Genomic DNA, 25,919 nt, shown 5'->3' with positions numbered 1-25,919 from the left:
ATGGCTGACATAAATTTCTCGTCTCCGACGTTGAGCCCAGAGCTGCGCGCGGCCGAGCCCTCCGCGGCGGCCGGCGAGCCGCTGCGCTGGGACATCATCGAGCTTCTGTTCTTCGCCTACCGGGATTTCGTCGGGGACGCCGATCATGAGCTGGAGGCGTTCGGCTTCGGCCGCGCGCATCATCGCGTGATGCATTTCGTCACACGCTATCCCGGCCTGAAGGTCGCCGATCTCCTCGACGTGCTGCGCATCACCAAGCAGTCGCTCGGCCGCGTGCTGAAGCAGCTGCTCGACGAGGACTACATCGTTCAGAAGACCGGCAACAATGACCGCCGCCAGCGCCTTCTTTTCGCCACGCCGAAGGGCGAGGCGCTGGTGGCCAAGCTCGCCGGACTGCAAACCGCGCGCATCGACCGCGCGCTGGAGCAGGTCGGGCCGGCCGGCGCCGAGAAGGTCCGGCAATTCCTGCGCGCGATGATCGATCGCGACGATCCGGACAAGGTGCTGGAAGCCATCTTCAGGACGCCCGCCGCCGCTGCCAAGGAGTGACCGTGACGATCACAGCCATCGCACCACATCCGCCGCAGACGCCGGCCGACGACGCGCCTCATCTCCTGCTCGTCGACGACGACCGCCGCATCCGCGACCTGCTGTCGCGCTTCCTGCGCGGCGAAGGTTATCGCGTCACCACGGCGGCGAGCGCGAGCGATGCCCGCGCCAAGCTGACGGGACTGCATTTCGATCTCCTGATTCTGGACGTGATGATGCCCGGCGAGAGCGGCTTCGACCTCGCTCGCTTCATCCGCACGCAATCCTCCGTTCCGATCGTGATGCTGACCGCACGCGCCGAGCCCGAAAGCCGCATCGAAGGCCTGCAGCTCGGCGCCGACGACTACGTGGCCAAGCCCTTCGAACCAAGAGAGCTCGCGCTGCGCATCGGCAACATCCTCAAGCGCGCGGCGCCGCCGCCGGCGGAGGAGGTCGTCGAGCAGATCGCATTCGGCCCGTTCGTCTATCATCTGGCACGCGGCGAGCTGAAACAGGGCGAGGAGATCGTCCACCTCACCGACCGCGAGCGCGAGATGCTGCGCATCCTCGCCACCGCACGCGGCGAGACCGTACCGCGCGGCGCACTCACCGGGAACGGCACCGTCAACGAGCGCGCCGTGGACGTCCAGATCAACCGCCTTCGCCGCAAGCTGGAGATTGATCCGGCGAATCCGCTGTTCCTGCAGGCCGTGCGCGGCATCGGCTACCGGCTGATGGTGACGGGGTGATGATCCGACGCGAGCATCACGGCAAAGCTCCATCTTCGCCGACAAAGTTGTGCACACATCCAGCGGCCTACGCGGTGCACCCTCTCCCCTTGTGGGAGAGGGTGGATCGCATGAGCGTAGCGAAATGCGAGCCGGGTGAGGAGTATGCCTCCGCAGATGAGATCGCGGAGGCATACCCCTCACCCGGTTTCGAACTTCGTTCGAAACCACCCTCTCCCACAAGGGGAGAGGGTGCACCGACTTCGCAGCGCGCGATCGTGCAACTGCAAACCCCTTTTTGCACATGACCACGCTCGACACCGGCCTCACTTTCATCCGCACCGCCTCGCGACGCGTGTCGCGCGCCAACAGCATCGTCGGCAATGCCTTCAAGGGCTGGATGCCGACGGGACTCTACGCCCGCGCGCTGCTGATCATGATCGTGCCGATGGTGATCCTGCAGACGGTGGTCGCCGGCGTCTTCATGGAACGGCACTGGAACACGGTGACGCGCCGCCTCTCCGCCGCCGTGGTGCAGGACGTGGCCGCGCTGATCGACATCTACAAGGGCTATCCGCAGGACAAGGACCGCACCATGCTGCGCCGGATCGCGCAGCAGCGGCTCAATCTCGTGGTCGACTTCCTGCCCGCCGGCGACATGCCGCCGCCGGGGCCGAAACCGTTCTTCAACCTGCTCGACCAGTCGCTGTCGAGCCAGATCGGCCGCCAGATCAGCCGTCCCTACTGGATCGACACGGTCGGCCGCTCCAACCTGGTCGAGATCCGCATTGCACTGGACGATGCCGTGATGCGCGTGTTCGCCCAGCGTGGCGCGGCCTACGCCTCGAACACGGACATCTTCCTGTTCTGGATGGTCGGCACCTCCTCGATCCTGCTGATCGTCTCGGTGCTGTTCCTACGCAACCAGATCAAGCCGATCCTGCGGCTTGCGGATGCTGCGGAGAGCTTCGGCAAGGGGCGCGAGGTGCCGAACTTCCGGCCGCGCGGTGCGCGCGAGGTGCGGCGCGCGGCGCACGCCTTCCTGGAGATGAAGGCGCGCATCGAGCGCACCCTGGAGCAGCGCACCGCGATGCTGGCCGGCGTCAGCCACGATCTGCGCACCATCCTGACGCGCTTCAAGCTGGAACTGGCGCTGTTCGGCGACAGTCCCGAGATCGACGCCATGCGCAAGGACGTCGACGAGATGTCGCACATGCTGGAGGATTATCTCGCCTTCGCGCGCGGCGACAATGGCGAGATCGCGCAGCCGACCGACATCTCCAACGCGCTGGAGGAGCTGCGCAGCGACGCCGAGCGCAACGGCCATTCCGCCACGGTGTCGTTCCACGGCCTGCCGGTGGTCACCGTGAAGCCGCAGGCGCTGAAGCGCTGTCTCGGCAACCTCGTCTCCAACGCCGCCCGCCATGCCGACGCGATCGCCATCACCGGCCATCGCGACCACCGCTATCTCACCATCACCGTGGACGATGACGGCCCGGGCATTCCCGCCGCCATGCGCGAGGAGGTGTTCAAGCCGTTCCTGCGCCTCGACGACGCGCGCAACCAGGACGAAGGCGGCACCGGACTGGGCCTGGCCATCGCCCGCGATATCGCTCGCTCCCACGGCGGCGACATCACCCTCGGCGACAGCCCGATGGGGGGCCTGCGCGCGAGCGTGCGGATTCCGGTATAGCGCGCCGCATAGCTCATTCCTGCGCGATCACCGCGTCGAGCCACGCGCAGTTCAGCGGCGGAACGCGCGGGTCCGGCACGCGAACGCCGCGTGCGGCGGCGGAGAGTCGCATGTCGCGCATGCGCTTGCGCGGCTCGTCCGGCAAATACAGTCGCTCGTGTCCCCACAAGGACGGACCATCGAAGGTCTCATGCGGCTGCCAGGTCGCGGGATCGATCACCCGGCCACCCCAGCCATATTCGATGAAGAAGCCGGAGGGCGTGTTGACGTAGAACGAGGTCATGTGGTCGTTGGTGTGCCGGCCCAGCGTGTAGGCCACGCGTCCCTCGTCGAGCTGCGCCAGGTCGTAGCCCTGGCCGACGTCGTCGAGGCTGCCGAGCTCCACCATGAAATGATGCAGCGTCCGGCGGCCGGAGCCGACCATCGCAAAGCTGTGGTGCCGGCCGTTGACGTGGAAGAAATACAGCTTGTAGGGCGTCAGGCCGAAGTCGGAGACCTGAAAGCCGAGCAGGTCGCGATAGAACGCCAGCAGCGGCTCGACCTCCTCGACGTTGAGTACGACGTGTCCCATGCCGAGCGGCCCGGTGCGGAAGCCGGAGATCGGACGTCCCGGGCTGAAGGGATCGGAGGCGACGGCTGCCCCCCAGAACACTTCGATCGCATGGCCGGCGGGATCCTGAAACAAAATCAGTTCGGCGACATGACGCTCGTCGGCCAGCGCGCGCGAGCCGCGGGCGACCCTCACCCCATGGTCATCGAGACGGCTGGCCAGCCGCGCGAGCGCAGCGGCGTCACCGACCTCCCAGCCCATCACGGCAAGTCCGCTATCATCGCTGCCGTCGACGATCAGCCGCTGCTTGCGGTCGTCCATGCGGTAAGCCTGCATCCCGGCCGCACGATCGATGCGCTGCATCCCCAGCAGCTCGGTCGCCATGCGTCCCCACTGCTCTGTTTGGAACGACTTGATGCCGACGTAACCGAGCGCCGTGATTTCCATGGTGTTTTCTCCCGAAAGGCGCGGGCCAAATTTCGTATCGGCTCCGCGCGGTCCTGCAGTAGACTGGTGCCCCTGCATCCGGCTCGCGTTCTCAAGACGGTATCGGCGGACGGAAACGAAGAACAGGGAGGATTTTCCAAGTGTCCAAGCAACGGACGCGATCTCCGCACGCCCGTCCTGCGGAGGGTGTCCGCGCCTTCAAGCGGGGCCTCGACGTGCTGCGCGCGGTCAATCGGTCCGGCGGCATTCGCGCCGGCGACGTCGCACGCCAGCTCGATCTGCCGCGGCCCACGGTCTATCGCCTGCTCGAAACACTGGAGGAGCTCGGCTATGTCGCGCGCAGCGCCAGTGACGACCGCTTCCGGGTGACGCGCCATGCGCTGAGCCTCGGCGACGGCTATGATCCCGGCATCGTCATCTGCGAGGCAGCCGCGCCCTATCTCGCGGAGCTCAGCCGCACCCTGGTCTGGCCGGTCGATCTGTCGACCTATGAGAACGGCGCGATGGTCATCCAGGAGACCACGCATGCGCGCAGCCCGCTCTCGATCGATCGCAGCATGATCGGCAAGCGCCTGCCGATGCTGCAGACCTCGGCCGGCCGGGCCTATCTCGCCGCCTGCGCTCCCGCCGAGCGCGACCTCATCATCAACCACTTGCGACGCATCGAGAATGCCGAGGACGTCACCTTCCTGGCACCCGAGCGGCTGCAACGCATGATGAATGAAACGGCTCGGCGCGGCTATGCGATCCGCGACGAGGGCGAGTTCAATCCGAAAACGTCGTCGATCGCCGTTCCGATCGTGCGGAACGACGTCGTATTCGGCTGCATCTCGATCATCTGGATCCGCTCCGCCATGACCCTGGACGAGGCGGTCGCCCAGTACGCGGCGCCCTTGCGCGACGCCGCAGCCGCCATCCCCGTCGAGCGTTAAGCGTCCGCTGGGCGGACAGTTCGTGACCGCGCCTTGAAGCTGCGAGGCGGTTGCGGATCAGATGCGGCCATGAGCAACACGGCCGCAAACTCCCAAAACTTCGACATTGTGGTTGTCGGTCGCGGGCCCGTCGGCTCGACGCTCGCTAACTTGCTCGGCCTGTGCGGCATCCGCACTCTGATGCTGGAGCGCGAAGCCAAGGCCTATCACCTGCCGCGCGCGGTACATTTCGACGACGAATGCATGCGCGTGTTCCAGACCATTGGTCTCGCCGACGCCATCCTGCCCCACCTCACTCTCAGTCCCGGCATGCGCTTCGTCGATGCCGAGGGGCGATTGCTGCTCGACTGGCCGCGCCCGCGCGAGCCGACCGCGATGGGCTGGAATCTGAGCTATCGCTTCCATCAACCGGACCTCGAAGCCGTGCTCAACAACGGCCTGGAGCGCTGGCCTCACGTCGAGCTGCGCACGCGCTGCGATGTCTTCGCGCTCGAGCAGGACCAAGACGGCGCCCGCGTGCGCTATGAGGACCTCGCCACCGGCCGGCTCGTCGATATCTCCTGCGCCTATGTGGTCGGCTGCGACGGGGCACGGTCGCTGGTGCGCCGCTTCATCGGCTCGGCGCTGGACGATCTCGGCTTTCACGAGCGCTGGCTGGTCTGCGACGTGCTGCTGAAAGAGGAGCGACCGGACCTCGGCGATTTCAGCGTGCAGCACTGCAACCCGCGGCGCCCCGCGACCTACATTCGCGGTACCGGCAATCGCCGACGCTGGGAAATTACGGTTCATCCTGACGAGGATGCGGTCGACATCGTCCAGCCGGCGCGCGTCTGGGAGCTGCTCTCGCGCTGGCTCCAGCCCACAGAGGCCGAGATCGAACGCGCCGCCGTCTACACGTTCCATTCCGCAGTGGCCCGGCAATGGCGCGACGGACGGTTCCTGCTCGCAGGCGATTCCGCGCATCAGACCCCGCCTTTCCTCGGCCAGGGCATGTGTGCCGGCATTCGCGACGCAGCCAACCTCGCCTGGAAGCTCGCTCATGTGATCGCCGGCAAGGCAACGCCTGATCTTCTCGACACCTATCAGAGCGAGCGCGCGCCGCACGTGCGCGAGTTCATCGAGCTCGCGATCCGGCTGGGCGGGCTCATCAACACCAAGGCGGTCGCGGCGGCACTCGCGACCGGCACGGCACAGGGCGACGGCCAGCTCAAGCTCGACGTGCAGAAGCCGCTGCTCGGCCCGGGCCCGGCCTGTTGCGATCGCAGTCTGACGGGACAACTGACGCCGCAATTCCGCGGCCGCGATCACGGCCGCAGCGACGATCGCGTCGGCTATCGCTTCGCGCTGCTGTGCCGGTCGGGACTCGGGACCGCAGTGATCGAGCAGCATCATGCCAGCCTGACGGCCGCCGACGTCAGCATACTTTGTGGCGAGGAAGCCAGCGGCCTCGACGGCTGGCTCGATCAGCATGGCTTCGACGCCGTGCTGATGCGCCCCGACCGTTACATCCTGGGTGCCGTGCGCCGGGGCGAAGATCCCGCGGCGCTGTTGTCCGGCCTCGCCTTCCTCGCACCACTGCCCAGTGCCGCCTGATCGTTTCCGTTTGTCCTGAGAGGGTTCACGTATGAAACTTGTTTCCTTTGTCATCGACGGTCGCCCGGGCTACGGCGCAGTGAAGGGAGACGGTGTCGTCGACCTCGGCCGGCGGCTGCCGGCGAAAAGCCTGCGCGCGCTGCTCGAGGCGGATGCGCTTCGCGACGCCGCCGCGCTGCTCACCTCCGAACGGCCCGACTATCCGCTCGATGCGATCGCCTTCGCGCCCGTCATCCCCGACCCCGGCAAGATCATCTGCGTCGGCCTGAACTATCGCGACCACGTCGCCGAGACCGGGCGGACCGTCACCGAGAAGCCTGCGCTGTTCGCACGCTTTGCGACCAGCCAGGTCGGACATCTGCAGCCGATCGTTCGCCCCCGCGTCTCCGATCATTTCGACTACGAGGGCGAGCTCGCGCTCGTGATCGGCAAGGCCGGCCGGCATGTCCGGCGCGAGGATGCGCTGACGCACATCGCCGGCTATTCCTGTTACAATGAAGGCAGCATCCGGGACTGGCAGCGCCACACCTCGCAATTCCTGTCGGGCAAGACCTTCGACCAGTCCGGCGCATTCGGCCCCTGGCTGGTCACCGCCGACGAAATTCCCGACCCGTCCAAGCTGACGCTGCAGACCCGCCTCAATGGCGAGACCGTGCAGCGGACAACCACGGATCTCCTCATCACCGACGTGCCCGATCTGATCGTCTATTGCTCGACGATCATGACCTTGCTGCCCGGGGACGTGATCGTCACCGGCACGCCGGGAGGCGTCGGTTTCAAGCGCAACCCGCCTCTGTTCATGAAGCCCGGCGATACGGTCGAGGTCGAGATCTCGGGCGTTGGCGTGCTGCGCAATCCCGTGGCCGCCGAACCGGCAGCCTGACGTCTCCGCCTCGCGTGAAACCGCTGGGCGTACCAACCAAACACCACATAACAAACAAGATCGTTGAATCCGGGGAGGATCATCATGTCGCGACGTCTCACGGCCGGCATCGCCGCGCTGTTGCTGCTTGCAGGCTCATCCGCGCAGGCGGACATCAAAGGGAAGGCGATCCGGATCGGCGTGCTCACCGACATGACCGGCATCTTCGCGACGGCGATGGGCCCCGGCTCAGTCGAGGCGGCGCGGATGGCCGCGGAAGAATTCGGCGGCAACATCAACGGCAGGCCGATCGAAATCCTTCAGGCCGACCATCAGAACAAGCCGGATATCGCGGTCGCGGTCGCCCGGCGCTGGTTCGAGCAGGACGGCGTGCAGGCGATCGCCGACGGCGGCAGCTCCGGCGCGGCGCTTGGCGTGCAGGAGCTGGTGCGCAGCAACGGCAGGATCTTCCTCATTTCGGGGGCCGGCGCCAACCAGCTCACCGACGAGGCGTGCGCGCCGACCTCGGTGCAATGGACACACGACGCCTATTCGACCGCGACCGCCGTCGTCTCGGGGGTCATGCAGACCAGCAAGGAGCCATGGTTCTTCATCACCGGCGACTACGCATTCGGCCATTCGGTCGAGGCGACTGCGCGCGCCCGCATCGCCGCGCTCGGCGGCACCGTCGCCGGCAGCGTCAAGGCGCAGCTCGGCACGCCCGACTACGGCTCGTTCCTGCTGCAGGCCCAGGCCTCCGGCGCCAAGATCCTGGCACTCAACGTCGCCGGTGACAACGCGACGGCCATCAAGCAGGCCGAGGAATTCGGGCTTGCGGCCCAGGGCATGAAGATCGTGCCGATGTCGTTCCAGAACGTGGACATCGAATCCATCGGCCTCAAGGCGACGCAGGGCGATCTCATCGTCACCAGCTTCTTCGAGGATGCCTCGCCCGCCGCGCGCCGCTTCTCCGACGCGTTCTACGCGCGCCGAAAGGCGATGCCGTCCCAGATTCAGGCTGGCGTTTATTCGGCCGTGCGGCACTATCTGCAGGCGGTGAAGGACGCCGACAGCGACGACGGCGCAACGGTGATGGCGAAGATGAAGTCCACGCCGGTTGCGGACGCCTACGCGGACCACGGCCGGATTCGCGACGACCAGCGCATGGTGCACGACCTCTATCTGGTCCAGGTCAAGACCCCCGCGGAATCGAAGGGCCCCTGGGACTTCGTCAAGCTGGTGACGAAGATCGCCCCCGATCAGGCGTTTCGTCCGCTCGACCGCAGCAAATGCAGCCTGGTCGGCAAGTGAGCCGATGAGCAACCAGGCATGATTCCGAACGATCAGCGCGCCGTCATCATCACCGCCGCGGGCGGCCCGGAGGTCCTGTCGGAGCGGCAGGACTGGCCGGTGCCGTACCTCGGTCCCGACGACGTACTGATCGAGGTCGCAGCCGCCGGCATCAACCGTCATGACTGCAACCAGCGCGCCGCCGGGCCGTCGCGGGAGCCCAATCCGGTTCCGGGATTGGAGGCCTCGGGGCGCATCGTGGCCTGCGGCGCCGACGTTCCCCCGGAGCGACTGGGTGAAGCGGTGATCGCACTGACCGACGGCGGCTCCTACGCACAATACGTCGCCACCGATCAGCATCTCGCACTGGACTTGCCGAGCGGCCTCGACTGGATCCAAGGCGCCGCCCTGCCCGAGGCGCTGTTCACGACCTGGTTCAACTTCTTCGAATTGATGCGCATGGCGCCCGGCGAGACCGCCCTGATCCATGGCGGCAGCAGCGGCGTCGGCACGATCGCGATCCAGCTCCTGCACGCGCTGGGTCATCCCGTCTTTGCCACCGCCGGCACCGCAGAGAAGCGCGCCCTGGCACTCAGCCTCGGCTGCAGCGCCGTGTTCGACTATGCCGATCCCGATCTCGCCGAGCAGATCCGCGCGGCGACGGGGAAGCGCGGGGTCGACTGCATCCTCGACACCTCCGCCGGCGCTCACATTGCGCAGGACCTTGCGGCGCTCGCGATGGGTGGACGGATCGCCCTGTTGTCGGCCGGAGGCGGGAAGGACCTCGGAGTGCCGCTGCGCGGCCTGATGGCGCGCCGGGCCAGCATCACCGGAGCGTTCCTGCGGTCGACATCGCTGGACCTTAAACGGCGGATCGCAGCCGACCTGCGGCAACGCATCTCGCCCCTCCTCGGAACGGCCATTCGGCCGCACATCGACAGCACCTATCGCCTCTCGGAGGCCGCCGATGCGCACGAGCGCATGGAGACCAGCCGACACATCGGGAAGATCGTGCTTCGCGTCCGCGGATGAGCGCCAACCCACGTCTCTGCGCCCGCACACGCAACCACCGCGCGGCTACTGCTTCACGCCCGGGATCAGGGCCTTCAGCTTGTTCATGTCCTTGATGTTCATCTTCATGCCGCCGGGCATCACGATGTCGCCGGGCTTCTGGTCGGGCTTGCAGGCGCCCAGCCATTTGGCCTCGATCGTCATCGCGGTGTCCTTCACGCCAGTGCCGGCAGCGCCGCCCGTCACGCGCGACATCGTCTTCACCGTATAGGCCGAGTTGAAGTCGCCGGTGATGTCGGCATGGGACGTCGTATTGATGCCGCCGAAATTGCAGACCGAATCGGAGACGTAGCCGGTCGCCGTCTTCTGGATGTCCTGCTTGGAGCAGACCTGCTGCGCCATCGGCGAAGCGAAATTGTTCATTTCCTTGTCGGTCGCCGCGTCGGTGCAATGCTGCATCGTCGCCTCCGGCAGCTGACCGCCGGATCTGATCATCTTCAGCTCCCACAGGCCGGCCTTGCGCACCGGCAGGTCGACGGCCCAAGCCTCATGGCTCGCGGTCGCGCCCAGGAGGCAGCAGGCCAACAGCCCAATAGCGATGCGTGTGTAGGTCATGTGCCCCGTTCCGGCTCGTTGATCGATGCCGGAGCGAATGCCGCCAAAAGATGGCAATTAGGAGAACGGCGGTCGATGGAACGTCAGTAGAGCGTCCGCAGCGGCCGCTGCGCCGAGCCGTACGGTACCCAGCGGCAGGAGAACGACACGTAGCCGCCGTAGCGCGCATCGACGGCGCGGAACTTCGCGACCTTGCCGTAGGAGGCGCAGTGGTCGACCGCGAGCTGACGCGCATCCGTGCTCTGGGCCAGCTGATAGGCGATGATGCCGCCGGTGTCGTTACCCTTGAAGGGCGGCACCACGTCGGCCTGGGCGGACGCGGCAACCAGCACCATCCCGGCGGCCGCGAGGCCTGCAGTCTTCACGAATCCGGCCATCAGCGTCCGCATTGCATTCTCCTCGATCTGGCCTGCCATTCTAAAGGTCCTGTCCGGTCAAGAAAAGAACACCGGCCTCACGTTAACAGGACTAATCGTGGAGTGTTGCCGCGTTGCACTTGACCTCCTGTGGCCGCCACGGCACGGTCCACGCTCCCGGATCAGCCTTGCGGACGGCCCATGCGCGACTTCAGCACAGCTTTCAAGACGTTCGGCGCCGCATGCGGCGCGCTGCTCGCCGTCGCGGCCGCGCCGGCGCAGGCGGCCAACCCGCTCGAGATGAACTTCTGGCTGTCAGGCCCGAAATATGAAGGTCGGGTCGCTCCGTGCGAGGCGGCCATCCCGACCATCGTCTCGCGATTCCAGGATAAGGAAAGCACCTTCTGGAATTCGTCGCTGCAGATCACGGGCGTCGCCAACGTCCGCGAGATCGCTTTCCGGCCCTGGCAGTCCGACAACATTCCCCGCCGCTTCTGCACCGGCAGCGTGATGATCAGCGACGGCAAGGCGCGCACGCTCAACTACTCGATCATCGAAGACGGCGGCTTCGCCGGCTACGACCAGGGCGTCGAGTTCTGCGTCGTCGGTCTCGATCGCAACTGGGCGTTCAACCCGGCCTGCCGCGCCGCCAAGCCCTGATCGGCGGGCCGCCTGCCCCGGCGCGAGGCTGTCCCTGCGCCGCCATTGCGTCCATCGGCTGCCTTTGGGCAGCCGTTTTTGTTCTTGAAATGTTCCGTCAGATTGGTAAGTTCCTGGAATAGTCCGGGGAGTTCGCCATGTTCGATTGCCTGCGCCGATCTGCCGTTGCTTGTTCGCCCATGATTGCCTGCCTCGCCTTGCTGGTCGGCCCCCTTGTCGCGCCGGCCGGGGCGCAGGACCGCCGCCAGAATGCGCCGGGCGCGTTCGACTTCTACGTGCTGTCGCTGTCCTGGTCGCCCTCCTTCTGTGCCGAGGCCGAGGAGCGCGGCGGCCGCGGCAGCCGCTCTCAGCAATGCAGCGGACGGCCCTACTCCTTCGTCGTGCACGGGCTATGGCCGCAATACGAGGCCGGCTATCCCGAATATTGCGAGCAGCCGTCGCCGCGCCTGCCCCGCAACATCATGACCTCGATGCTCGACCTGATGCCGGCGCCGGGGCTGATCTATAACGAATGGGACAAGCACGGCACGTGCTCGGGCCTGTCTGCGAAGGCCTATTTCGAGGCGATCCGCAAGGCGCGGGCGGCGATCAAGATCCCGGAGGAATTCCTCGACCTGGCCCAGGCCAAGACGGTGGCGCCGGCGGCAGTCGAAGAGGCCTTCATCAAGGCCAACCCGAAGCTGACGACCTCGGCCATTGCCGTCACCTGCAACCGCACCCGGCTGAGCGAGGTGCGCATCTGCCTGTCCAAGGATCTCGAATTCCGCAGCTGCGACGAGGTCGACCGCCAGGCCTGCCGGCGCGACGAGGTCAACATGCCGCCGGTGCGCGGCGGCTAAAGCATGATCCGGAAAAGTGCGCAGCGGTTTTCCGAAAAGATCATGCGCAAACAACAACCTAAGCGCGATGACGATTCATCCCGATCTCATCGCGCTTTAGGCGCCGCGGCGAATCAGCCGGCGCATTGCCAAAGCCGCTCGCGCGGCTACGGGCGGGCGAATGACGGGGTACCCTTTTGACGCGGAACGGCGTAACCCGGACGGCATGAACTACCGACACGCCTTTCACGCCGGCGGTTTCGCCGACGTCATCAAGCACATCGTGCTGACACGCATCCTGGTCTACCTCCAGGAGAAGCCGGCTGCCTTTCGTGTGATCGACACCCATGCCGGCGCCGGCCTCTATGATCTCACCGGCGACGAGGCTTCGCGCAGCGGCGAGTACCTGACCGGTATCGCGCGGCTGCTGCAGGCACGGCTGTCGGACCAGGCCTATGCCCTGGTTGCGCCCTATCTGGACATCATCAGGTCGTTCAATCCGCCGGGCGAGCTCAAGGCCTATCCCGGCTCGCCGCTGATTGCCCGCGCGCTGCTGCGGCCGCAGGACCGCATGACGCTGTGCGAGCTGGCGCCGGCGCCACGCAAGCAGCTGATCGATGCGCTGCGCCGCGACACCCAGGCCCGCGTCGTCGATCTCGACGGCTGGGTCGCCCTGCCCGCCTTCGTGCCGCCGAACGAGCGCCGCGGCGTGGTGCTGATCGATCCGGCATTCGAGGCCAAGGATGAGTTCGAGCGTCTCGCCGACCGCTTTGCCGCGGCGTTCGCGAAGTGGACGACTGGTATCTACGTGCTCTGGTATCCCGCCAAAAGCCGGCGGGCCACCGAGCAGCTCGCCGACCGCGTCACTGCGCTCGCGGCCGCGGCCAAGCCGCCGGGCAAGGTGCTGCGGATCGAGTTCAGTGTTGCGCCGCAAATCGAAGGCGAGGCGCTGACCTCGACCGGGCTGCTGGTCGTCAACCCGCCCTGGCCATTGCATGATGAGCTCAAGCTCATCATGCAGGAACTGCAGCGTCCGCTGGGCCAGGGCGGTGCCGCACGCTTCAGGCTGGACATCCCCAAAGCTTGAAAGCGGTACTGGTCGAAAAGCCATAGTCAATCGGCGCGGAACCGTATTATTGTGTCTGATTGTAAGACTGGCTTTACGTTCCGCTTCCGCGAATGGTTGCGGCGGGGTGATCAAGGCCTAACAAGATCCGACGATCCGGCGTGGCGAGCGCTGGTCGTTAAGGTGGCCAACGCTTTCCGATCAAAGTGATGTCCGGTCGGACACTGCGCAGGGCGCGCAGTGGAGGAAGCATTGCGGGGGAGGAGTTTCCCGATGGCCATGACTGGGACAGTCAAGTTCTTCAATGGTGAGCGCGGCTACGGCTTCATCAAGCCGGACGACGGTGGACGCGACGTATTCGTGCACATCACGGCGGTCGAGCGTGCCGGCCTGAAGGATCTGACCGAAGGACAGCGTATCAGTTTCGAGGTCGAGCCGGACAAGAAAGGCAAGGGCCCGAAGGCGGTGAACCTGGTCCTGTCGTCATAGACGCAGCCTGCTCGGCAACGGCCGCATGCGAGCGGCCGGCCGCAGCGGGCGCGTCGACGTCAATGCATTCCGATTGGAAGCCGTTGGTCCGAAGCTGCCGGCAGCGCGGCCGGCTCGCACGCAGCGCGTTTGCACGCGTCGTCTGCGACGGCTGCGCGCGACGACGCATGTCCTCTCGTGAGCCTGCAAAAAAATCCCGGCCGCGCGAGCGGCCGGGAGGTTGTCGTTCGACGTTTCTTCTTCCTATCCCGTTTTTGCCATCAGAAATGGAAGTTGATGCCTGCGCGGATCAATCCAGACCGATAGTCGTTCTTCGCCCCCGTGATCACGAAATTGCTGCTGTCGAGATCGACATAGAGATACTCGATCTTGGCGGTCCAGTTCTGCGCGAGGCCAAACTCGGTGCCGACGCCGAGCGTCCAGCCCACCGCCGTGTGCGACTCCGACAGGCCGAAGGTCTCCGCCCGCAGGCCGCCGAAGGCGAGACCGCCGGTGCCGTAGAACAGGATGTTGTTGAAGGCATAGCCGGCGCGGCCGCGCAGGGTGCCGAACCACGGGTTCGAGAACTTCCACGGCGCGAAGGTGTCGTTGGCGCCACTCAGATTGATGTCGCCCTCCGCACCGAACACCCACGGGCCGTTCTGCCAGTTGTAGCCCGCGGTCAGGCCGCCGATCAGCCCGGACGGCTTGGTCGGGTTGTTGCCGACGGTGCCCCATTCATAGCCCAGCGTGCCGCCAAGATAGGGGCCGGCCCAGCTGTAGGCATTGAGCGGCTGGTTCACCGTATAGGGCGCGCGGCGCCCGTACCCGTAGTTGAGATCGGCCGCCTGCGCCGACACCGATCCGAGAGCGGCTGCGCCCAAGCCCGCCGCGGCGGCAGCACCGACCAAGAACCTGTTCATCACTCACTCCACGCCACTCGCCGTCTCCAGCCGGGCCTGCGCCGCACGGACGTGCGGGGAGCCGGCGTGGTTACGGAACTCCTGCTGTTTTCGTGAGCATTTATCGAGAGTTTTAGGTTAAGCCGTTGTTAAGCCCGGTTACCCGTCGATTAATGTGCTTAACGAAGCGTTACCGCGCGGGCCTGTGCATGGCGCCTCCGCCCGCTGGCGGGAGCGGCCGCCAACGCTTAATTTGCACGACATGACCACCGACAGATCCGATCCACCCAAGGCGCCGGCGCCCACGTCCCGGCGTGGCGCCACGGCCGACCTGCCGCCCGAGGCCATCGACACGCCCGATCTCGATCCCGCCTCCTCCGCAGCCGACGAGGATGACGAAGGACGGCTGCCGGAATTGACCGAAGAAGGTCCGGAGGCCGTCGGCGAGGGCCCGCTCGCGATCGGCCACGCCGCGATCGAGAACGCGGTGCGGCTGGCGCCGACCTCGCCGGGCGTCTACCGCATGCTGAATGCGGCCCATGACGTGCTCTATGTCGGCAAGGCCAAGAACGTCAAAAAGCGGCTGTCGTCCTACGCGCGCGCCAACGCGCCGCTGCCGGCGCGCATCCTGCGCATGATCGCGGCCACCGTGACCGTCGAGATCGTCTCGACGACCACGGAGACCGAGGCGTTGCTGCTGGAGGCGAACCTCATCAAGCAGCTCAAGCCGCGCTTCAACGTGCAGCTGCGCGACGACAAGTCGTTCCCCTACATTCTCATCACTGGCGACCATTGGGCACCGCAGATCCTCAAGCACCGCGGCGCGCAGTCGCGGCCCGGGCGCTATTTCGGCCCGTTCGCCTCCGCCGGCGCGGTCAACCGCACCATCACGGCGCTGCAGCGCGCCTTCCTGATCCGCTCCTGCACCGATTCGTTCTTCGAGAGCCGTACGCGGCCCTGCCTGCTGCACCAGATCCGCCGCTGCGCCGGACCGTGCACCCAGGAGATCGATTTCCCCGGCTATACCGAGCTCGTCCGCGAGGCGACCGACTTCCTCTCCGGCCGCAGCCAGGCGGTGAAGTCGCTGCTCGCAGGCGAGATGGAGAAGGCCTCCGCCGAGCTCGAATTCGAGACTGCGGCGGTCTATCGGGACCGCCTCGCGGCGCTGTCGGCGATCTCCTCGCAGCAGGGCATCAACCCGCGCACGGTCGAGGAAGCCGACGTGTTCGCCATTCATCAGGAGGGCGGCTTCTCCTGCGTCGAGGTGTTCTTCTTCCGCACCGGCCAGAACTGGGGCAACCGCGCCTACTTCCCGCGCGCCGAGAAGACGTTCACGCCCGAGGAGGTGCTGTCCGCCTTCATCACCCAGTTCTACGACGACAAGCCGCCGCCGAAGCTGATCCTGCTCTCGCACGAGATCGAGGAGGCCGAACTGCTCGCCGAGGCGCTGTGCGTCAAGGCCGGGCACAAGGTCGAGGTCTCCACGCCGAAGCGTGGCGAGAAGAAGGATCTCGTCACGCATGCGCTGACCAATGCGCGCGAGGCGCTGGGCCGCAAGCTCGCCGACACCGCGACGCAGAGCCGGCTCTTGGAGGCGATGACCGCGACGCTCGCGCTGCCGCAGATCCCGAAGCGCATCGAGGTCTACGACAACAGCCACATCCAGGGCACCAATGCGGTCGGCGCGATGATCGTTGCCGGCCCCGACGGCTTCATGAAGAACCAGTACCGCAAGTTCAACATCAAGTCGGAGGGACTCACGCCCGGCGACGATTACGCGATGATGAAGGAGGTGCTGCAGCGCCGCTTCAAGCGGCTGGTGTCGCCGTCGGAGAAGGACGTTGCCCGCGCCGCGAAGGAGGACGACGTACCGCAATGGCCGGATCTCGTCATCATCGACGGCGGCCGCGGCCAGCTCAATGCCGTCCGAGAGATCTTCACCGAGCTCGGCGTCAGCAACGTCGCACTGATGTCGGTCGCCAAGGGCCCGGATCGCGACGCCGGCCGCGAGACGCTGTTCATTCCCGAGCGCGAGGCGATCAAGCTCGAGCCGCGCGATCCTGTGCTGTACTTCATCCAGCGCCTGCGCGACGAGGCGCACCGCTTCGTCATCGGCTCGCACCGCAAGCTGCGCAAGAAGGACATCCGCGAGGCCGGCCTGCAGGAAATCCCCGGCATCGGCCCGTCGCGCAAGCGCGCGCTGCTGCACCATTTCGGAACCCTGAAGGAAATCGAGCGCGCCTCGATCGCCGATCTCGGCAAGGTGCCGGGCGTCAGCGCCGAAAGCGCGCGGAAGATTTTCGAGTACTTCCACAGCAACGCGAGTTGAGCAGCGACGCAAGCTCACCGGGCTCTCCGATCCAGCTTCAGGCCCAACTCTCTCCGCCGTCATTCCGGGGCGCGCGGAGCGCGAGCCCGGAATCCATAGCCACAGGCCGGCGTGGGAACGGGACAGGACGTGGCGGTCATCCCGCATCATCACTCACGGTCGTGGTTATGGATTCCGGGCTCGCCCTTCGGGCGCCCCGGAATGACGTGGAGGGGGCGGCGAGCCTGGCTTCTTCCACTCGGGCGCGGAAAGTATTTTACCCGGACAAAATAATCCGATATACACCCGGACGAAAATCCGGAGCCCTCCCATGACCCCCGACCAACGCAAGGCGGCCGCAGCCGCCTACAAGGAACGCAAGACCCCCGCCGGCATCTATGCCGTGACCTGCGCCGCGACCGGCGGGCGCTGGGTCGGCTGCGCGCCGGACCTGGAGAAGATCCAGAACCGGCTCTGGTTCACCCTGCGCCAGGGCGGCCACCGTCGCGGCGGGCTGCAGGCAGCCTGGACGGCGCATGGCGAGGCCGCGTTCAGCCTGGAGGTGATCGAGACCTTCGACGACGAGACGCTGGCCTATGTGCGCGATCGCGTGTTCGCGGAGCGGCAGGCGCATTGGTGCGCAGTGCACGCCGCCGAGGCGATCTGACAAGCCGGAGCCGCGCCGCGCGGTCGCGCGGTTGTCATTGCACCGCAATAAGAAGCATCGGCGGGCCTACCGCGGCCGCCGATCTCAACACTGGCGCGAGCGCGCCGGGTTGCTTAAGGAAGCGTTACCGCTCTCTTTGTATCCGGGCGGGAGAGTTCCTATCTCCGCAAGACCTCGTTGCGATTTGCGTCATATCTGCGTCATCCTGCCCAGGCGGCCCGGCTCGGAGGTTGACGTTCGAACGGCGGCAGTATTGGTACACCGGATGAATATTGCGACCACACGCGTGCCCAGCAAGACGTCGACGTCCCTGCCGAACATCCTGACCTATACGCGCATCGCCGCGATACCGGTCGTGGTCGGTTGCATCTACGCGCAGTCCATCATGGATTATCCGCTGTGGCTGCGCTGGGTCGCGGTGGCCGTGTTCATCGCCGCTGCCATCACCGACTATCTCGACGGCTATTACGCCCGGATCTGGAACCAGCAATCGGCGTTCGGCCGGATGCTGGACCCGATTGCCGACAAGCTGCTGGTCGCCTCGTGCCTGCTGATGCTCGCCGCCGACAACAGCATCCATGGCTGGACCCTGTGGGCCGCGATCGTGATCCTGTGCCGCGAGATCCTGGTCTCGGGCCTGCGCGAATATCTCGCCGCGCTCCGCGTCAGCGTGCCCGTCACCAAGGTCGCGAAGTGGAAGACCACGATGCAGCTCATCGCGATCGGCTTCCTGCTCGCGGGCGAGGCCGGCGACCAGGTGGTTCCGGTGGTGACCATGATCGGCATCGTGCTGCTGTGGGCCTCGGCGATCTTCACGATCTACACCGGCTACGATTATTTCCGCGCCGGCATCCACCACCTCATCGAAGAGGATTCGCGATGAAGGTGAAGTATTTCGCCTGGGTGCGCGAGCGCATCGGCAAGGCCGAGGAGACGGTCGAGCCGCCTGCGGATGTGCGCACCGTGAGCGAGCTGATCGCCTGGCTGACCGCGCAGGGCGACGGCTATGCCTATGCGTTCGAGAAGCCGAAGGTGATCCGTACCGCGATCGACCAGACCCATGTGCAGCCGGATACGGCCATCGCCGGCGCCCGCGAGATCGCGTTCTTCCCGCCGATGACCGGCGGCTGACGCGCGCCAGAAGACAACCGCCATGACCGCGATCGTCACCGTCCGCGTGCAGCGCGAGGATTTCGACACCGCCGCCGAGATCGCGGCGCTCAGCAACGGGCGCACCGACATCGGCGCCGTCGTCAGCTTCTCCGGCCTGTGCCGCGGCAACGACCATGAGACGCCGATCAGTGCGCTCACGCTCGAGCATTATCCCGGCATGGCCGAGGCCGAGATCATGCGCCACGCCGAACAGGCGATGGCGCGCTGGCCGCTGCAGGGCCTCACCGTGATCCACCGCTTCGGCCGCATCACGCCGGGCGAGAACATCGTGCTGGTGGTGACCGCCTCGAGCCACCGCCAGGCGGCGTTCGAGGCGGCCGAGTTCCTGATGGACTATCTCAAGACCAACGCGCCGTTCTGGAAGCGCGAGGAAACCGAGGACGGCGGCAGCTGGGTCGAGGCCAAGGGCCACGACGATGCCGCCGCGGCGCGCTGGGCGAAGTGATGGCAAAGAAGGCGAAGGCGGCTGTGCCGCGCAAAACGGCGGCTCCGAGGCTGCCGAAGGTCAATGCCGGCGAGCTCGCCACGCTGCTCGATTACCTGCGCTACGCCGTGAGCTGCTTCCAGAACGCCGACCTGGTGTTCGCGCACGGCACCACCGATCCGGTCTCCGAGGCCGCCTTCCTGATCGGCGAGGCGCTGCATCTGCGTCCCGAGCAGTTCGAGAGCTTCGTCACCGCACGGGTCACCGCGGCCGAGGGCAAGACCATCCTCGACCTGATCACCGCCCGAATCGCGACGCGCAAGCCGGCCGCCTACCTGGTCAACAAGGTCTACATGCGCGACCTGCCGTTCTATGTCGACGAGCGCGTCATCGTGCCGCGCTCCTTCATCGGCGAGCTGCTGGAGACGCATTTCGGCGGCGCCGAGGCCGACGGCACCTCGCTGATCGACGATCCGCTGGCCGTCGACAGTGTGCTCGACCTCTGCACAGGCTCCGGGTGCCTGGCGATCCTGGCCAGCCGCCATTTTCCGAACGCGGTGATCGACGCCGCCGACATCTCCAAGGATGCGCTTGCCGTCGCCGCCAGGAACGTCGCCGCTTACGATCTCGGCGAGCGCATCTCGCTGCACCGCGGTGACCTGTTCGCGCCGCTGAGCCAGCGCCGCTACGATTTGATCATCACCAACCCGCCTTATGTGGACGCCGAGGGCATGGCCGGCCTTCCCCGGGAATGCCGCGCCGAACCGGCGCTCGCCTTCGACGGCGGCCCTGACGGGCTCGACATCATCCACCGCATCCTCGCCGAGGCGCGTGACCACCTGACTGCCGAAGGCGGGCTGCTGTGCGAGGTCGGCCGCGACCGCCCGCAGATCGAAGCCGCCTATCCCGACCTGCCGCTGCTGTGGCTCGATACCGAGGACTCCGAGGGCGAGGTGTTCTGGATCACCGCGCGCGATCTGGTCTGACTCTCCGCCGGACGCACGCTGACGCGAAATGACGCAGCGAACTTCCAAGATTCGGCACAAACTGCTGTCGCTGTGCAGAATTCGCTCACCAGGGCAGCGCCAACGCCGGACCTTTGACATTTCCGTCTGTCCGCGAAGCTGATAGCTTGGCGCCGGCCCGGATCGTCGGCTGACGACGTCTGCGCGCGCATCCAGGCCCCTCACGCACGATCCGTTTCGGTCAGTGTCTGGCAACCGGTTTGCCACCTTTCCGGGTCATGCTGTCGCCGTCGCCCCATTCTGCCTTGAACGTCCGAAGAGGTCCCCATGCTGGACAAGAGCCCCCGCCCCACCACCGTTCCGAATGATCTTGCCGCGCATTGGATGCCGTTCACCGCGAACCGCGCGTTCAAGAAGAATCCGCGCATGCTCGCCGGCGCCAAGGACATGCATTACATCACCGTCGACGGCCGCAAGATCATCGACGCCGCCGCCGGCATGTGGTGCTGCAACGCCGGCCACGGCCGCAGCCAGATTGCCGAGGCGATCGGCCAGCAGGCTGCCGCGCTCGACTACGCACCACCGTTCCAGTTCGGCATTCCCCAGGCCTTCGAGCTGGCGAACCGCATCGCCGACCTCGCGCCCGCCGGGCTCGACCACGTGTTCTTCTGCAACTCCGGCTCGGAGGCCGCGGACACTGCGCTGAAGATGGCGCTCGCCTATCACCAGATCAACGGCCAGGGCAGCCGCACCCGCCTGATTGGCCGCGTCCGCGGCTATCATGGCGTCGGCTTCGGCGGCACCTCGGTCGGCGGCATCGTCAACAACCGCAAGCTGTTCGGCACGCTGCTGACCGGCGTCGACCACATCCCCGCGACCTATGACCGCGAGAAGCAGGCCTTCACCAAGGGCGAGCCGGAATACGGCGCGCACTTCGCCGAGGAGCTCGAGAATCTCGTCGCGCTGCACGGCGCCAATACCATCGCCGCCGTCATCGTCGAGCCGATGGCCGGCTCCACCGGCGTGATCCCGGCGCCGAAGGGCTATCTCAAGCGCCTGCGCGAGATCACCCAGAAGCACGGCATCCTCTTGATCTTCGACGAGGTCATCACCGGCTTCGGCCGCCTCGGCCACGCCTTCGCCGCCGAGCGCTACGGCGTCACGCCGGACCTGCTGACCTTCGCCAAGGGCGTCACCAACGGCGCCGCCCCGATGGGCGGCGTGCTGGTGCGCGACACCATCCACGACGCCTTCATGAGCGGCCCGGAGCACATGGTGGAGTTCACCCACGGCTACACCTACTCGGCGCACCCGATCGCCTGCGCCGCCGGCCTCGCCACGCTCAACATCTATCGCGACGAGAAGCTGTTCGAGCACGCCAAGGCGATCGAGCCGAAATGGGCCGACGCCGTGATGTCGCTGAAGGGCCTGCCCAACGTGCTGGACATCCGCACGGTCGGCCTGACCGCCGGCATCGACCTCGCAGCCCTGCCCGACGCCGTCGGCAAGCGCGGCTACCAGGCGATGGAGCACGCCTTCCACAACACCGACCTGATGCTCCGTATCGCCGGCGACACCCTCGCTTTGACCCCGCCGCTGATCATCAACGAGGACCAGATCGGCGAGATCGTCGAGAAGGTCGGCAAGGTCATCAAGGCCGTGGCGTAAGCTGCGCGGACATCGAGCTTTCATCAAATGGCGGCCCTCGTGGCCGCCATTTTTGTTTGAGGGCGTCCCCTCGCTTCAGCGCAGGTTTTGCTAAGGTTCGACGAACACCGGTCTCTCCGTTCCCTCCCCCGTTGTGGGGGAGGGTCAGGGAGGGGGGGGTAGCCCAGGATGCCGCACGCAGTCGTCAACGACCACCAGCGCAACAGAGCGAGACAACTTCGCCGAACGATGACAGGTGCCGAAACGTTGCTCTGGCAGTACATCAAGGCGAACCGATTTGACGGCATGAGCTTTCGCCGTCAGGTACCAATCCAGAACTACATCGTGGACTTCGTCTGCTTCTCGGCAAAGCTCGTGATCGAGCTCGATGGCGAGTCACACGATTTCGCCGAGCGGCAAGCAAAAGATGTCAAGCGCGACGAGTTTTTCGCTACCGAGGGATTTGCAGTTCTTCGCTTCACGAACGCGCAGGTGATCTCAACCTTGAGGGCGTTGTTGAAGCCATCCGCCAAGCCATCGTCGATCGCGCCCGCGGCTACCCCCCTCCCCAACCCTCCCCCACAAGGGGGGAGGGAGCGGAGAGAGTTTCTCCGGCGGCCAGGATGATACGACCGGTGCAAGCACTGGCAAATCTCAGCCGTGCAATTCAAGTAACGCCAATCGAAGGCCAACTCGACACCAGTGAGCCCTGGCGAGCTGACGACGACCCATTTGCAGAGTTAGCTCGTAGGGAACCTTCGCAAATCCTCCACGTTCATGTCGCGAGCCGGCGGTTCGCGCGCGGCAACGACGTTTCGGAGGACGCGCATGCTCGCACCGCCAGGAGAGCTCCTGCAATTGGGCCTCGAGCAGAGGCTGAACCGCGTCAAGCGCGCCACGCAGGCCTATATGCGTGACCGCACGCGGCAGGCGACGGGCACGGTGACGTCCTACGCGGTCGCTGCCGGGCTGTTCGCCACCGCGGGCATTTTCCTGATCGCAGCCTGCATCGTCGGACTGACCGCCTTGTTCCGCTGGGTGGAAATGAGCTACGGCCTGTTCACGGCGTTTGCAGTGGTCGGCGGCATCCTCGTCGCGCTGGCGGTGATCTCTGCGGTCGTGGCGGCGGTCAAGCTCCGCAGTCCGACGCCGCACTACCCGTCGCTGTCCAGCCGGCTGCGCGTCGCGATTGCTGCGCCGGTGGCGCGGCAGCCCGATGCAGACGAGATCGATCCCGACACGATTCCACTCGCCCCCTCGGCTGCATCGACGAATCACCCGCGCGGCCTTGGCCGGGTCAACGTTCCCGTGGGCGTCGCCGTCGCGGCGCTGCTGCTGGGTGTCGCTGCATTGCGCCGACGGCGGCATCACCAGACGTGACACCACGAGATGTGACGCCGACATGACGTCGCTCGTCGATGGCGCATTATCTGAGCTGATCAGTTTCCACGACGACATTCGCGGCTCAGGCAGCCCTTGTGTCGCGACGTTTCCCGCCACGACCGTGAGGCCGTCACCGTTGTTCTACGGGACGCCGCACTACGATGACACTCCGCTTTGTCATGCGAATTTGCGTAAATGACACGCGGAGCGGAAATCGTCGGCCACGTTCGGTATTTGAATCCTGCCGACTATCCTCGCGAATCAACAGAAGTGCTAAGGTTGTGTTCGGTTGGGAGCGTCGCGCAGCATGATCCGTATCTCCACGATTTTCATTGCCATTTGCATGGTTCTGGTCGCAGCGTCGCTGGGCCTGATCCTGTATTCGATGGCCGGCATCAGTGGCTCGGAATCGGCGATCGTCTCACTGGCCGCGCTCACCTTCCTCATCCTCTATAACGCCGTGTCGATGCGGCTGCGCGACCGCTCCGACGTCGGCAGCCAGATCGCGGATCTGTCGCGCGGCACCGCCGATCTCGCACGCCAGGTCGCCGAGTTCGGCCGGCGGCTGTCGGCGATCGAAGGACGCATGGTGTCGTCGAGCTCGGTCAGCGCCGATCGGCTGCAGGGCGTGATCGGCGAGATCAACGAGCTCGGCGGACTGATGAAGCAGCTTGCGGTCACCGTGGCCCAGCACGAGGACCTGATCGCAGCCATCCCGCAGACCGCGGCGAGCGGCCCCGACAGCACCGCTGCGGCTGCTCGCGATGTGACGGCTCCCGTCGTTGTGCCGCCAACATCCGCCATTGTCCCGGAAGCCAAGCCTGCACCATCTGCCAGCCCCGAGCTCAAGGCGCGGGAGGCGACGGGGACGTTCAGCGCAGCACCGGCGCCAGCGCCCGCGGCAAGGGCACCGATCGCCCAGCCCGTGCCCACCGCGCCGGCCACGACCGCAAACTCCGCGCCCATCGCTCCCGTTGTGCCGCGCAGCCAGCAGCAGATCCTGGCAGCCGTCAAAGGCGCGATCGAGGACAACCGGCTCGACATCTACCTGCAGCCGCTGGTGACGCTGCCCCAGCGCAAGGTGCGCTTCTACGAGGCGGTGACGCGGCTGCGCGACGAGCGCGACCAGGTGGTGGCGGCCGAGGACTTCATCGGCATCGCGGAAGCCGCGGGCCTGGTCGGACGCATCGACCACATGGTGCTGCTTCGCTGCGTCCAGGTGCTGCGCCGCCTGATGGTGCGCAACAAGGACGTCGGCATCTTCTGCAACATCTCGTCGGCCACCCTGAGCAGCCCCGGGAATTTCTCGCAGTGTCTCGACTTCCTCGAAGCCAACCGGGCGCTGGCCCCCTCCTTCGTGCTCGAGTTCAAGCAGTCGACCTTGCGCAGCCTGGGCCCGACCGAGACCGAGCATCTCGCGGCGCTGGCGCAGCGCGGCTACCGCTTCTCGATTGACCACGTCACCGACCTGCGCTTCGAGCCGCGCGAGCTCGCCGATCGCGGCGTCCGCTTCATCAAGGTGCCCGCCGCGCTGCTGCTCGACCCCAAGCAGAGCTCGGTGTCCGACATCCATCCGACCGATCTGTCCGACCTCCTGGGCCGTTTCGGCATCGACCTGATCGCCGAGCGGATCGAAGGCGAGAGCAGCGTCGTCGACCTGCTCGACTACGACGTCCGCTTCGGCCAGGGCTTTCTGTTCGCGCCGCCCCGCCCATTGCGACCCGAGGGCGCATCTGCTACCGGCGAGGCCGCCGCCGGCCCTGCGGGCGGGCAGGATATCAAGATTCAGGACCCCAATGCCGCCGGCCCCACCTCCCTGGACGTGTCCAACACCAACGCAGCGACGCGCAGCGGCAACGCGGCGCTGGCTCGCCGCATCGCCGGGACCATCTGACCTGCGACGCCTGCCATGACCGCCTTGCGATTCGAAGCACGGCTGCGCGATGTGGTCGGCCGCAAGCGGGTGCTGCTGAGCGACATCTGGGGCGTGGTCCACAACGGCCTGGAGTCCTTCCCCGAGGCCTGCGACGCACTGCTTCGCTTCAAGCGCGAGGGCGGTACGGTGATCCTGATCACCAATGCGCCGCGGCCGGCCGATTCGGTGCAGCGGCAGCTGCGCAAGCTCGGCGTCGCCGACGAGGTCTACAGCGCCATCGTCTCCTCCGGCGACCTGACGCGCCACTACGTGGCCGATCATCCGGGCGGCAAGGTGTTCTGGCTCGGCCCCGAGCGCGACAACTCGATCCATCGCGGCCTCGAGCTGACCTTGTCGCCGCTGGAGGAGGCCTCCTACATCATCTGTACCGGCCTCTATGACGACGAGACCGAGACCGCCGAGGACTACCGGCCGATGCTGCTGCAGGCGCGCGAGCGCAAGCTGCCGCTGATCTGCGCCAATCCGGACATCGTGGTCGAGCGCGGCGACCGGCTGATCTACTGCGCCGGCGCCATCGCCGAGCTTTATCGCGAGCTCGGCGGCGAGGTGATCTTCTACGGCAAGCCGCACCGGCCGATCTACGAACGCGCGATGCAGCTGGCCGAGCAGCATGCCGGCCGGAAGGTGGCGCGCGAGGAGGTGCTGGCGATCGGCGACTCCGTCCGCACCGATCTCGCCGGCGCGCACGGCTTCGGCATCGACTGCCTGTTCGTCACCCGCGGCATCCATTCCGAGGAGTTCGCCGGCATCGACCAGCTCGATCCGGCCTCGGTCAAGGAGCTGTTCGGCCATCCGCCCCGCGCCTTGATGCGCGAACTGAAATGGTGAGCGGATCCTGAAACGAAAAACGCCCGGCCAAGTGCCGGGCGTCTTTCATTTGGAAGCGGATCAGCCCGG

General features: G+C 66.3%; 27 protein-coding genes. 23 read left to right on the top strand and 4 right to left on the bottom strand.

Annotated elements, in window-relative coordinates:
* The 3 genes from HL666_RS10600 to HL666_RS10590 all read left to right on the top strand — a co-directional run bounded on the left by HL666_RS10600 (position 1) and on the right by HL666_RS10590 (position 2,949).
* Positions 1-549: a MarR family winged helix-turn-helix transcriptional regulator gene (locus tag HL666_RS10600; protein WP_172112427.1), complete on the top strand. Its 549-nt coding sequence runs from the start codon at positions 1-3 to the stop codon at positions 547-549.
* Positions 546-1,277: a response regulator gene (locus tag HL666_RS10595; RefSeq protein WP_172112428.1), complete on the top strand. Its 732-nt coding sequence runs from the start codon at positions 546-548 to the stop codon at positions 1,275-1,277. Before HL666_RS10600 ends, HL666_RS10595 begins: the two co-directional genes overlap by 4 nt.
* A 283-nt stretch (positions 1,278-1,560) precedes the next feature.
* Positions 1,561-2,949: an ATP-binding protein gene (locus HL666_RS10590; RefSeq protein ID WP_172132301.1), complete on the top strand. Its 1,389-nt coding sequence runs from the start codon at positions 1,561-1,563 to the stop codon at positions 2,947-2,949.
* Positions 2,950-2,962: 13 nt separating this feature from the next.
* On the opposite strand, the gene HL666_RS10585 is transcribed toward HL666_RS10590, so the two are convergent.
* Complete coding sequence (locus HL666_RS10585; RefSeq protein WP_172181315.1) at positions 2,963-3,946, bottom strand: VOC family protein; 984 nt, start codon at positions 3,944-3,946, stop codon at positions 2,963-2,965.
* A gap of 140 nt (positions 3,947-4,086) precedes the next feature.
* Between HL666_RS10585 and HL666_RS10580 the strand changes: the two genes are divergently transcribed.
* From HL666_RS10580 to HL666_RS10560, 5 genes are all read left to right on the top strand, one after another.
* Positions 4,087-4,878 (top strand): DNA-binding transcriptional regulator, encoded by a 792-nt coding sequence (locus tag HL666_RS10580; protein ID WP_172181313.1) that lies wholly within the window; start codon positions 4,087-4,089, stop codon positions 4,876-4,878.
* Between the two features lie 69 nt (positions 4,879-4,947).
* Positions 4,948-6,471, top strand: coding sequence for a bifunctional 3-(3-hydroxy-phenyl)propionate/3-hydroxycinnamic acid hydroxylase MhpA (gene mhpA, locus HL666_RS10575; RefSeq protein WP_172181311.1), 1,524 nt, complete (start codon positions 4,948-4,950; stop codon positions 6,469-6,471).
* A gap of 31 nt (positions 6,472-6,502) precedes the next feature.
* Positions 6,503-7,354: a fumarylacetoacetate hydrolase family protein gene (locus HL666_RS10570; protein WP_172181309.1), complete on the top strand. Its 852-nt coding sequence runs from the start codon at positions 6,503-6,505 to the stop codon at positions 7,352-7,354.
* Between the two features lie 84 nt (positions 7,355-7,438).
* Positions 7,439-8,644: an ABC transporter substrate-binding protein gene (locus HL666_RS10565; protein ID WP_172132298.1), complete on the top strand. Its 1,206-nt coding sequence runs from the start codon at positions 7,439-7,441 to the stop codon at positions 8,642-8,644.
* 18 nt (positions 8,645-8,662) lie between these two features.
* On the top strand, positions 8,663-9,655 hold the full coding sequence (locus tag HL666_RS10560; protein WP_172181307.1) for an NAD(P)H-quinone oxidoreductase: 993 nt from the start codon (positions 8,663-8,665) through the stop codon (positions 9,653-9,655).
* A 45-nt stretch (positions 9,656-9,700) separates the two neighbouring features.
* Here HL666_RS10560 and HL666_RS10555 read toward each other — a convergent pair whose 3' ends face one another.
* Entirely contained in the window at positions 9,701-10,249 is a 549-nt protein-coding gene (locus tag HL666_RS10555; protein WP_172181305.1) for a DUF3617 domain-containing protein, read from the bottom strand.
* Between the two features lie 83 nt (positions 10,250-10,332).
* Positions 10,333-10,638: a hypothetical protein gene (locus HL666_RS10550; RefSeq protein ID WP_172181764.1), complete on the bottom strand. Its 306-nt coding sequence runs from the start codon at positions 10,636-10,638 to the stop codon at positions 10,333-10,335.
* A gap of 168 nt (positions 10,639-10,806) precedes the next feature.
* Here HL666_RS10550 and HL666_RS10545 point away from each other — a divergent pair, with 168 nt between their 5' ends.
* The 4 genes from HL666_RS10545 to HL666_RS10530 all read left to right on the top strand — a co-directional run bounded on the left by HL666_RS10545 (position 10,807) and on the right by HL666_RS10530 (position 13,638).
* Positions 10,807-11,265 (top strand): hypothetical protein, encoded by a 459-nt coding sequence (locus HL666_RS10545; protein WP_172132296.1) that lies wholly within the window; start codon positions 10,807-10,809, stop codon positions 11,263-11,265.
* A gap of 179 nt (positions 11,266-11,444) precedes the next feature.
* Entirely contained in the window at positions 11,445-12,104 is a 660-nt protein-coding gene (locus HL666_RS10540) for a ribonuclease T2 family protein (RefSeq protein WP_246741514.1), read from the top strand.
* Between the two features lie 205 nt (positions 12,105-12,309).
* The gene (locus HL666_RS10535) at positions 12,310-13,170 is read left to right on the top strand and encodes a 23S rRNA (adenine(2030)-N(6))-methyltransferase RlmJ (protein ID WP_172181301.1); all 861 of its coding nucleotides are present in this window, start codon (positions 12,310-12,312) and stop codon (positions 13,168-13,170) included.
* 252 nt (positions 13,171-13,422) lie between these two features.
* A complete protein-coding gene (locus HL666_RS10530) occupies positions 13,423-13,638 on the top strand; it encodes a cold-shock protein (RefSeq protein WP_006612991.1) in 216 nt (71 codons plus the stop codon).
* A gap of 260 nt (positions 13,639-13,898) precedes the next feature.
* Here HL666_RS10530 and HL666_RS10525 read toward each other — a convergent pair whose 3' ends face one another.
* Entirely contained in the window at positions 13,899-14,540 is a 642-nt protein-coding gene (locus HL666_RS10525) for an outer membrane protein (protein ID WP_172112440.1), read from the bottom strand.
* Between the two features lie 241 nt (positions 14,541-14,781).
* Here HL666_RS10525 and uvrC point away from each other — a divergent pair, with 241 nt between their 5' ends.
* The 11 genes from uvrC to HL666_RS10470 all read left to right on the top strand — a co-directional run bounded on the left by uvrC (position 14,782) and on the right by HL666_RS10470 (position 25,850).
* Positions 14,782-16,848 carry an excinuclease ABC subunit UvrC gene (uvrC, locus tag HL666_RS10520; RefSeq protein WP_172181299.1) on the top strand — a complete coding sequence of 689 codons (2,067 nt, stop codon included), beginning with the start codon at positions 14,782-14,784 and terminating at the stop codon, positions 16,846-16,848.
* 310 nt (positions 16,849-17,158) lie between these two features.
* Positions 17,159-17,494 (top strand): GIY-YIG nuclease family protein, encoded by a 336-nt coding sequence (locus HL666_RS10515; RefSeq protein WP_172181297.1) that lies wholly within the window; start codon positions 17,159-17,161, stop codon positions 17,492-17,494.
* A gap of 265 nt (positions 17,495-17,759) precedes the next feature.
* Entirely contained in the window at positions 17,760-18,377 is a 618-nt protein-coding gene (gene pgsA, locus HL666_RS10510) for a CDP-diacylglycerol--glycerol-3-phosphate 3-phosphatidyltransferase (protein WP_035647124.1), read from the top strand.
* A complete protein-coding gene (gene moaD, locus HL666_RS10505; protein ID WP_172112443.1) occupies positions 18,374-18,625 on the top strand; it encodes a molybdopterin converting factor subunit 1 in 252 nt (83 codons plus the stop codon). The genes pgsA and moaD overlap by 4 nt, the downstream gene beginning before the upstream one ends.
* Positions 18,626-18,647: 22 nt before the next feature.
* Positions 18,648-19,112, top strand: coding sequence for a molybdenum cofactor biosynthesis protein MoaE (locus tag HL666_RS10500; RefSeq protein WP_172112444.1), 465 nt, complete (start codon positions 18,648-18,650; stop codon positions 19,110-19,112).
* The gene (gene prmB / locus HL666_RS10495; RefSeq protein WP_172181295.1) at positions 19,112-20,077 is read left to right on the top strand and encodes a 50S ribosomal protein L3 N(5)-glutamine methyltransferase; all 966 of its coding nucleotides are present in this window, start codon (positions 19,112-19,114) and stop codon (positions 20,075-20,077) included. The genes HL666_RS10500 and prmB overlap by 1 nt, the downstream gene beginning before the upstream one ends.
* 306 nt (positions 20,078-20,383) lie before the next feature.
* A complete protein-coding gene (aptA, locus tag HL666_RS10490; RefSeq protein ID WP_172112446.1) occupies positions 20,384-21,724 on the top strand; it encodes an omega-aminotransferase AptA in 1,341 nt (446 codons plus the stop codon).
* A gap of 168 nt (positions 21,725-21,892) precedes the next feature.
* Complete coding sequence (locus tag HL666_RS10485) at positions 21,893-22,330, top strand: endonuclease domain-containing protein (protein WP_246741513.1); 438 nt, start codon at positions 21,893-21,895, stop codon at positions 22,328-22,330.
* 201 nt (positions 22,331-22,531) lie between these two features.
* Positions 22,532-23,083: a phage holin family protein gene (locus HL666_RS10480; RefSeq protein WP_172132292.1), complete on the top strand. Its 552-nt coding sequence runs from the start codon at positions 22,532-22,534 to the stop codon at positions 23,081-23,083.
* A 310-nt stretch (positions 23,084-23,393) separates the two neighbouring features.
* The gene (locus tag HL666_RS10475) at positions 23,394-24,980 is read left to right on the top strand and encodes an EAL domain-containing protein (RefSeq protein WP_172181293.1); all 1,587 of its coding nucleotides are present in this window, start codon (positions 23,394-23,396) and stop codon (positions 24,978-24,980) included.
* A gap of 15 nt (positions 24,981-24,995) precedes the next feature.
* Complete coding sequence (locus HL666_RS10470) at positions 24,996-25,850, top strand: TIGR01459 family HAD-type hydrolase (protein ID WP_172112449.1); 855 nt, start codon at positions 24,996-24,998, stop codon at positions 25,848-25,850.
* Positions 25,851-25,919: the final 69 nt, after the last annotated feature.

The sequence above is a fragment of the Bradyrhizobium aeschynomenes genome (assembly GCF_013178945.1).
GTDB classification, from domain to species: domain Bacteria; phylum Pseudomonadota; class Alphaproteobacteria; order Rhizobiales; family Xanthobacteraceae; genus Bradyrhizobium; species Bradyrhizobium aeschynomenes.
This window is presented reverse-complemented; position numbering and strand designations above follow the sequence as displayed.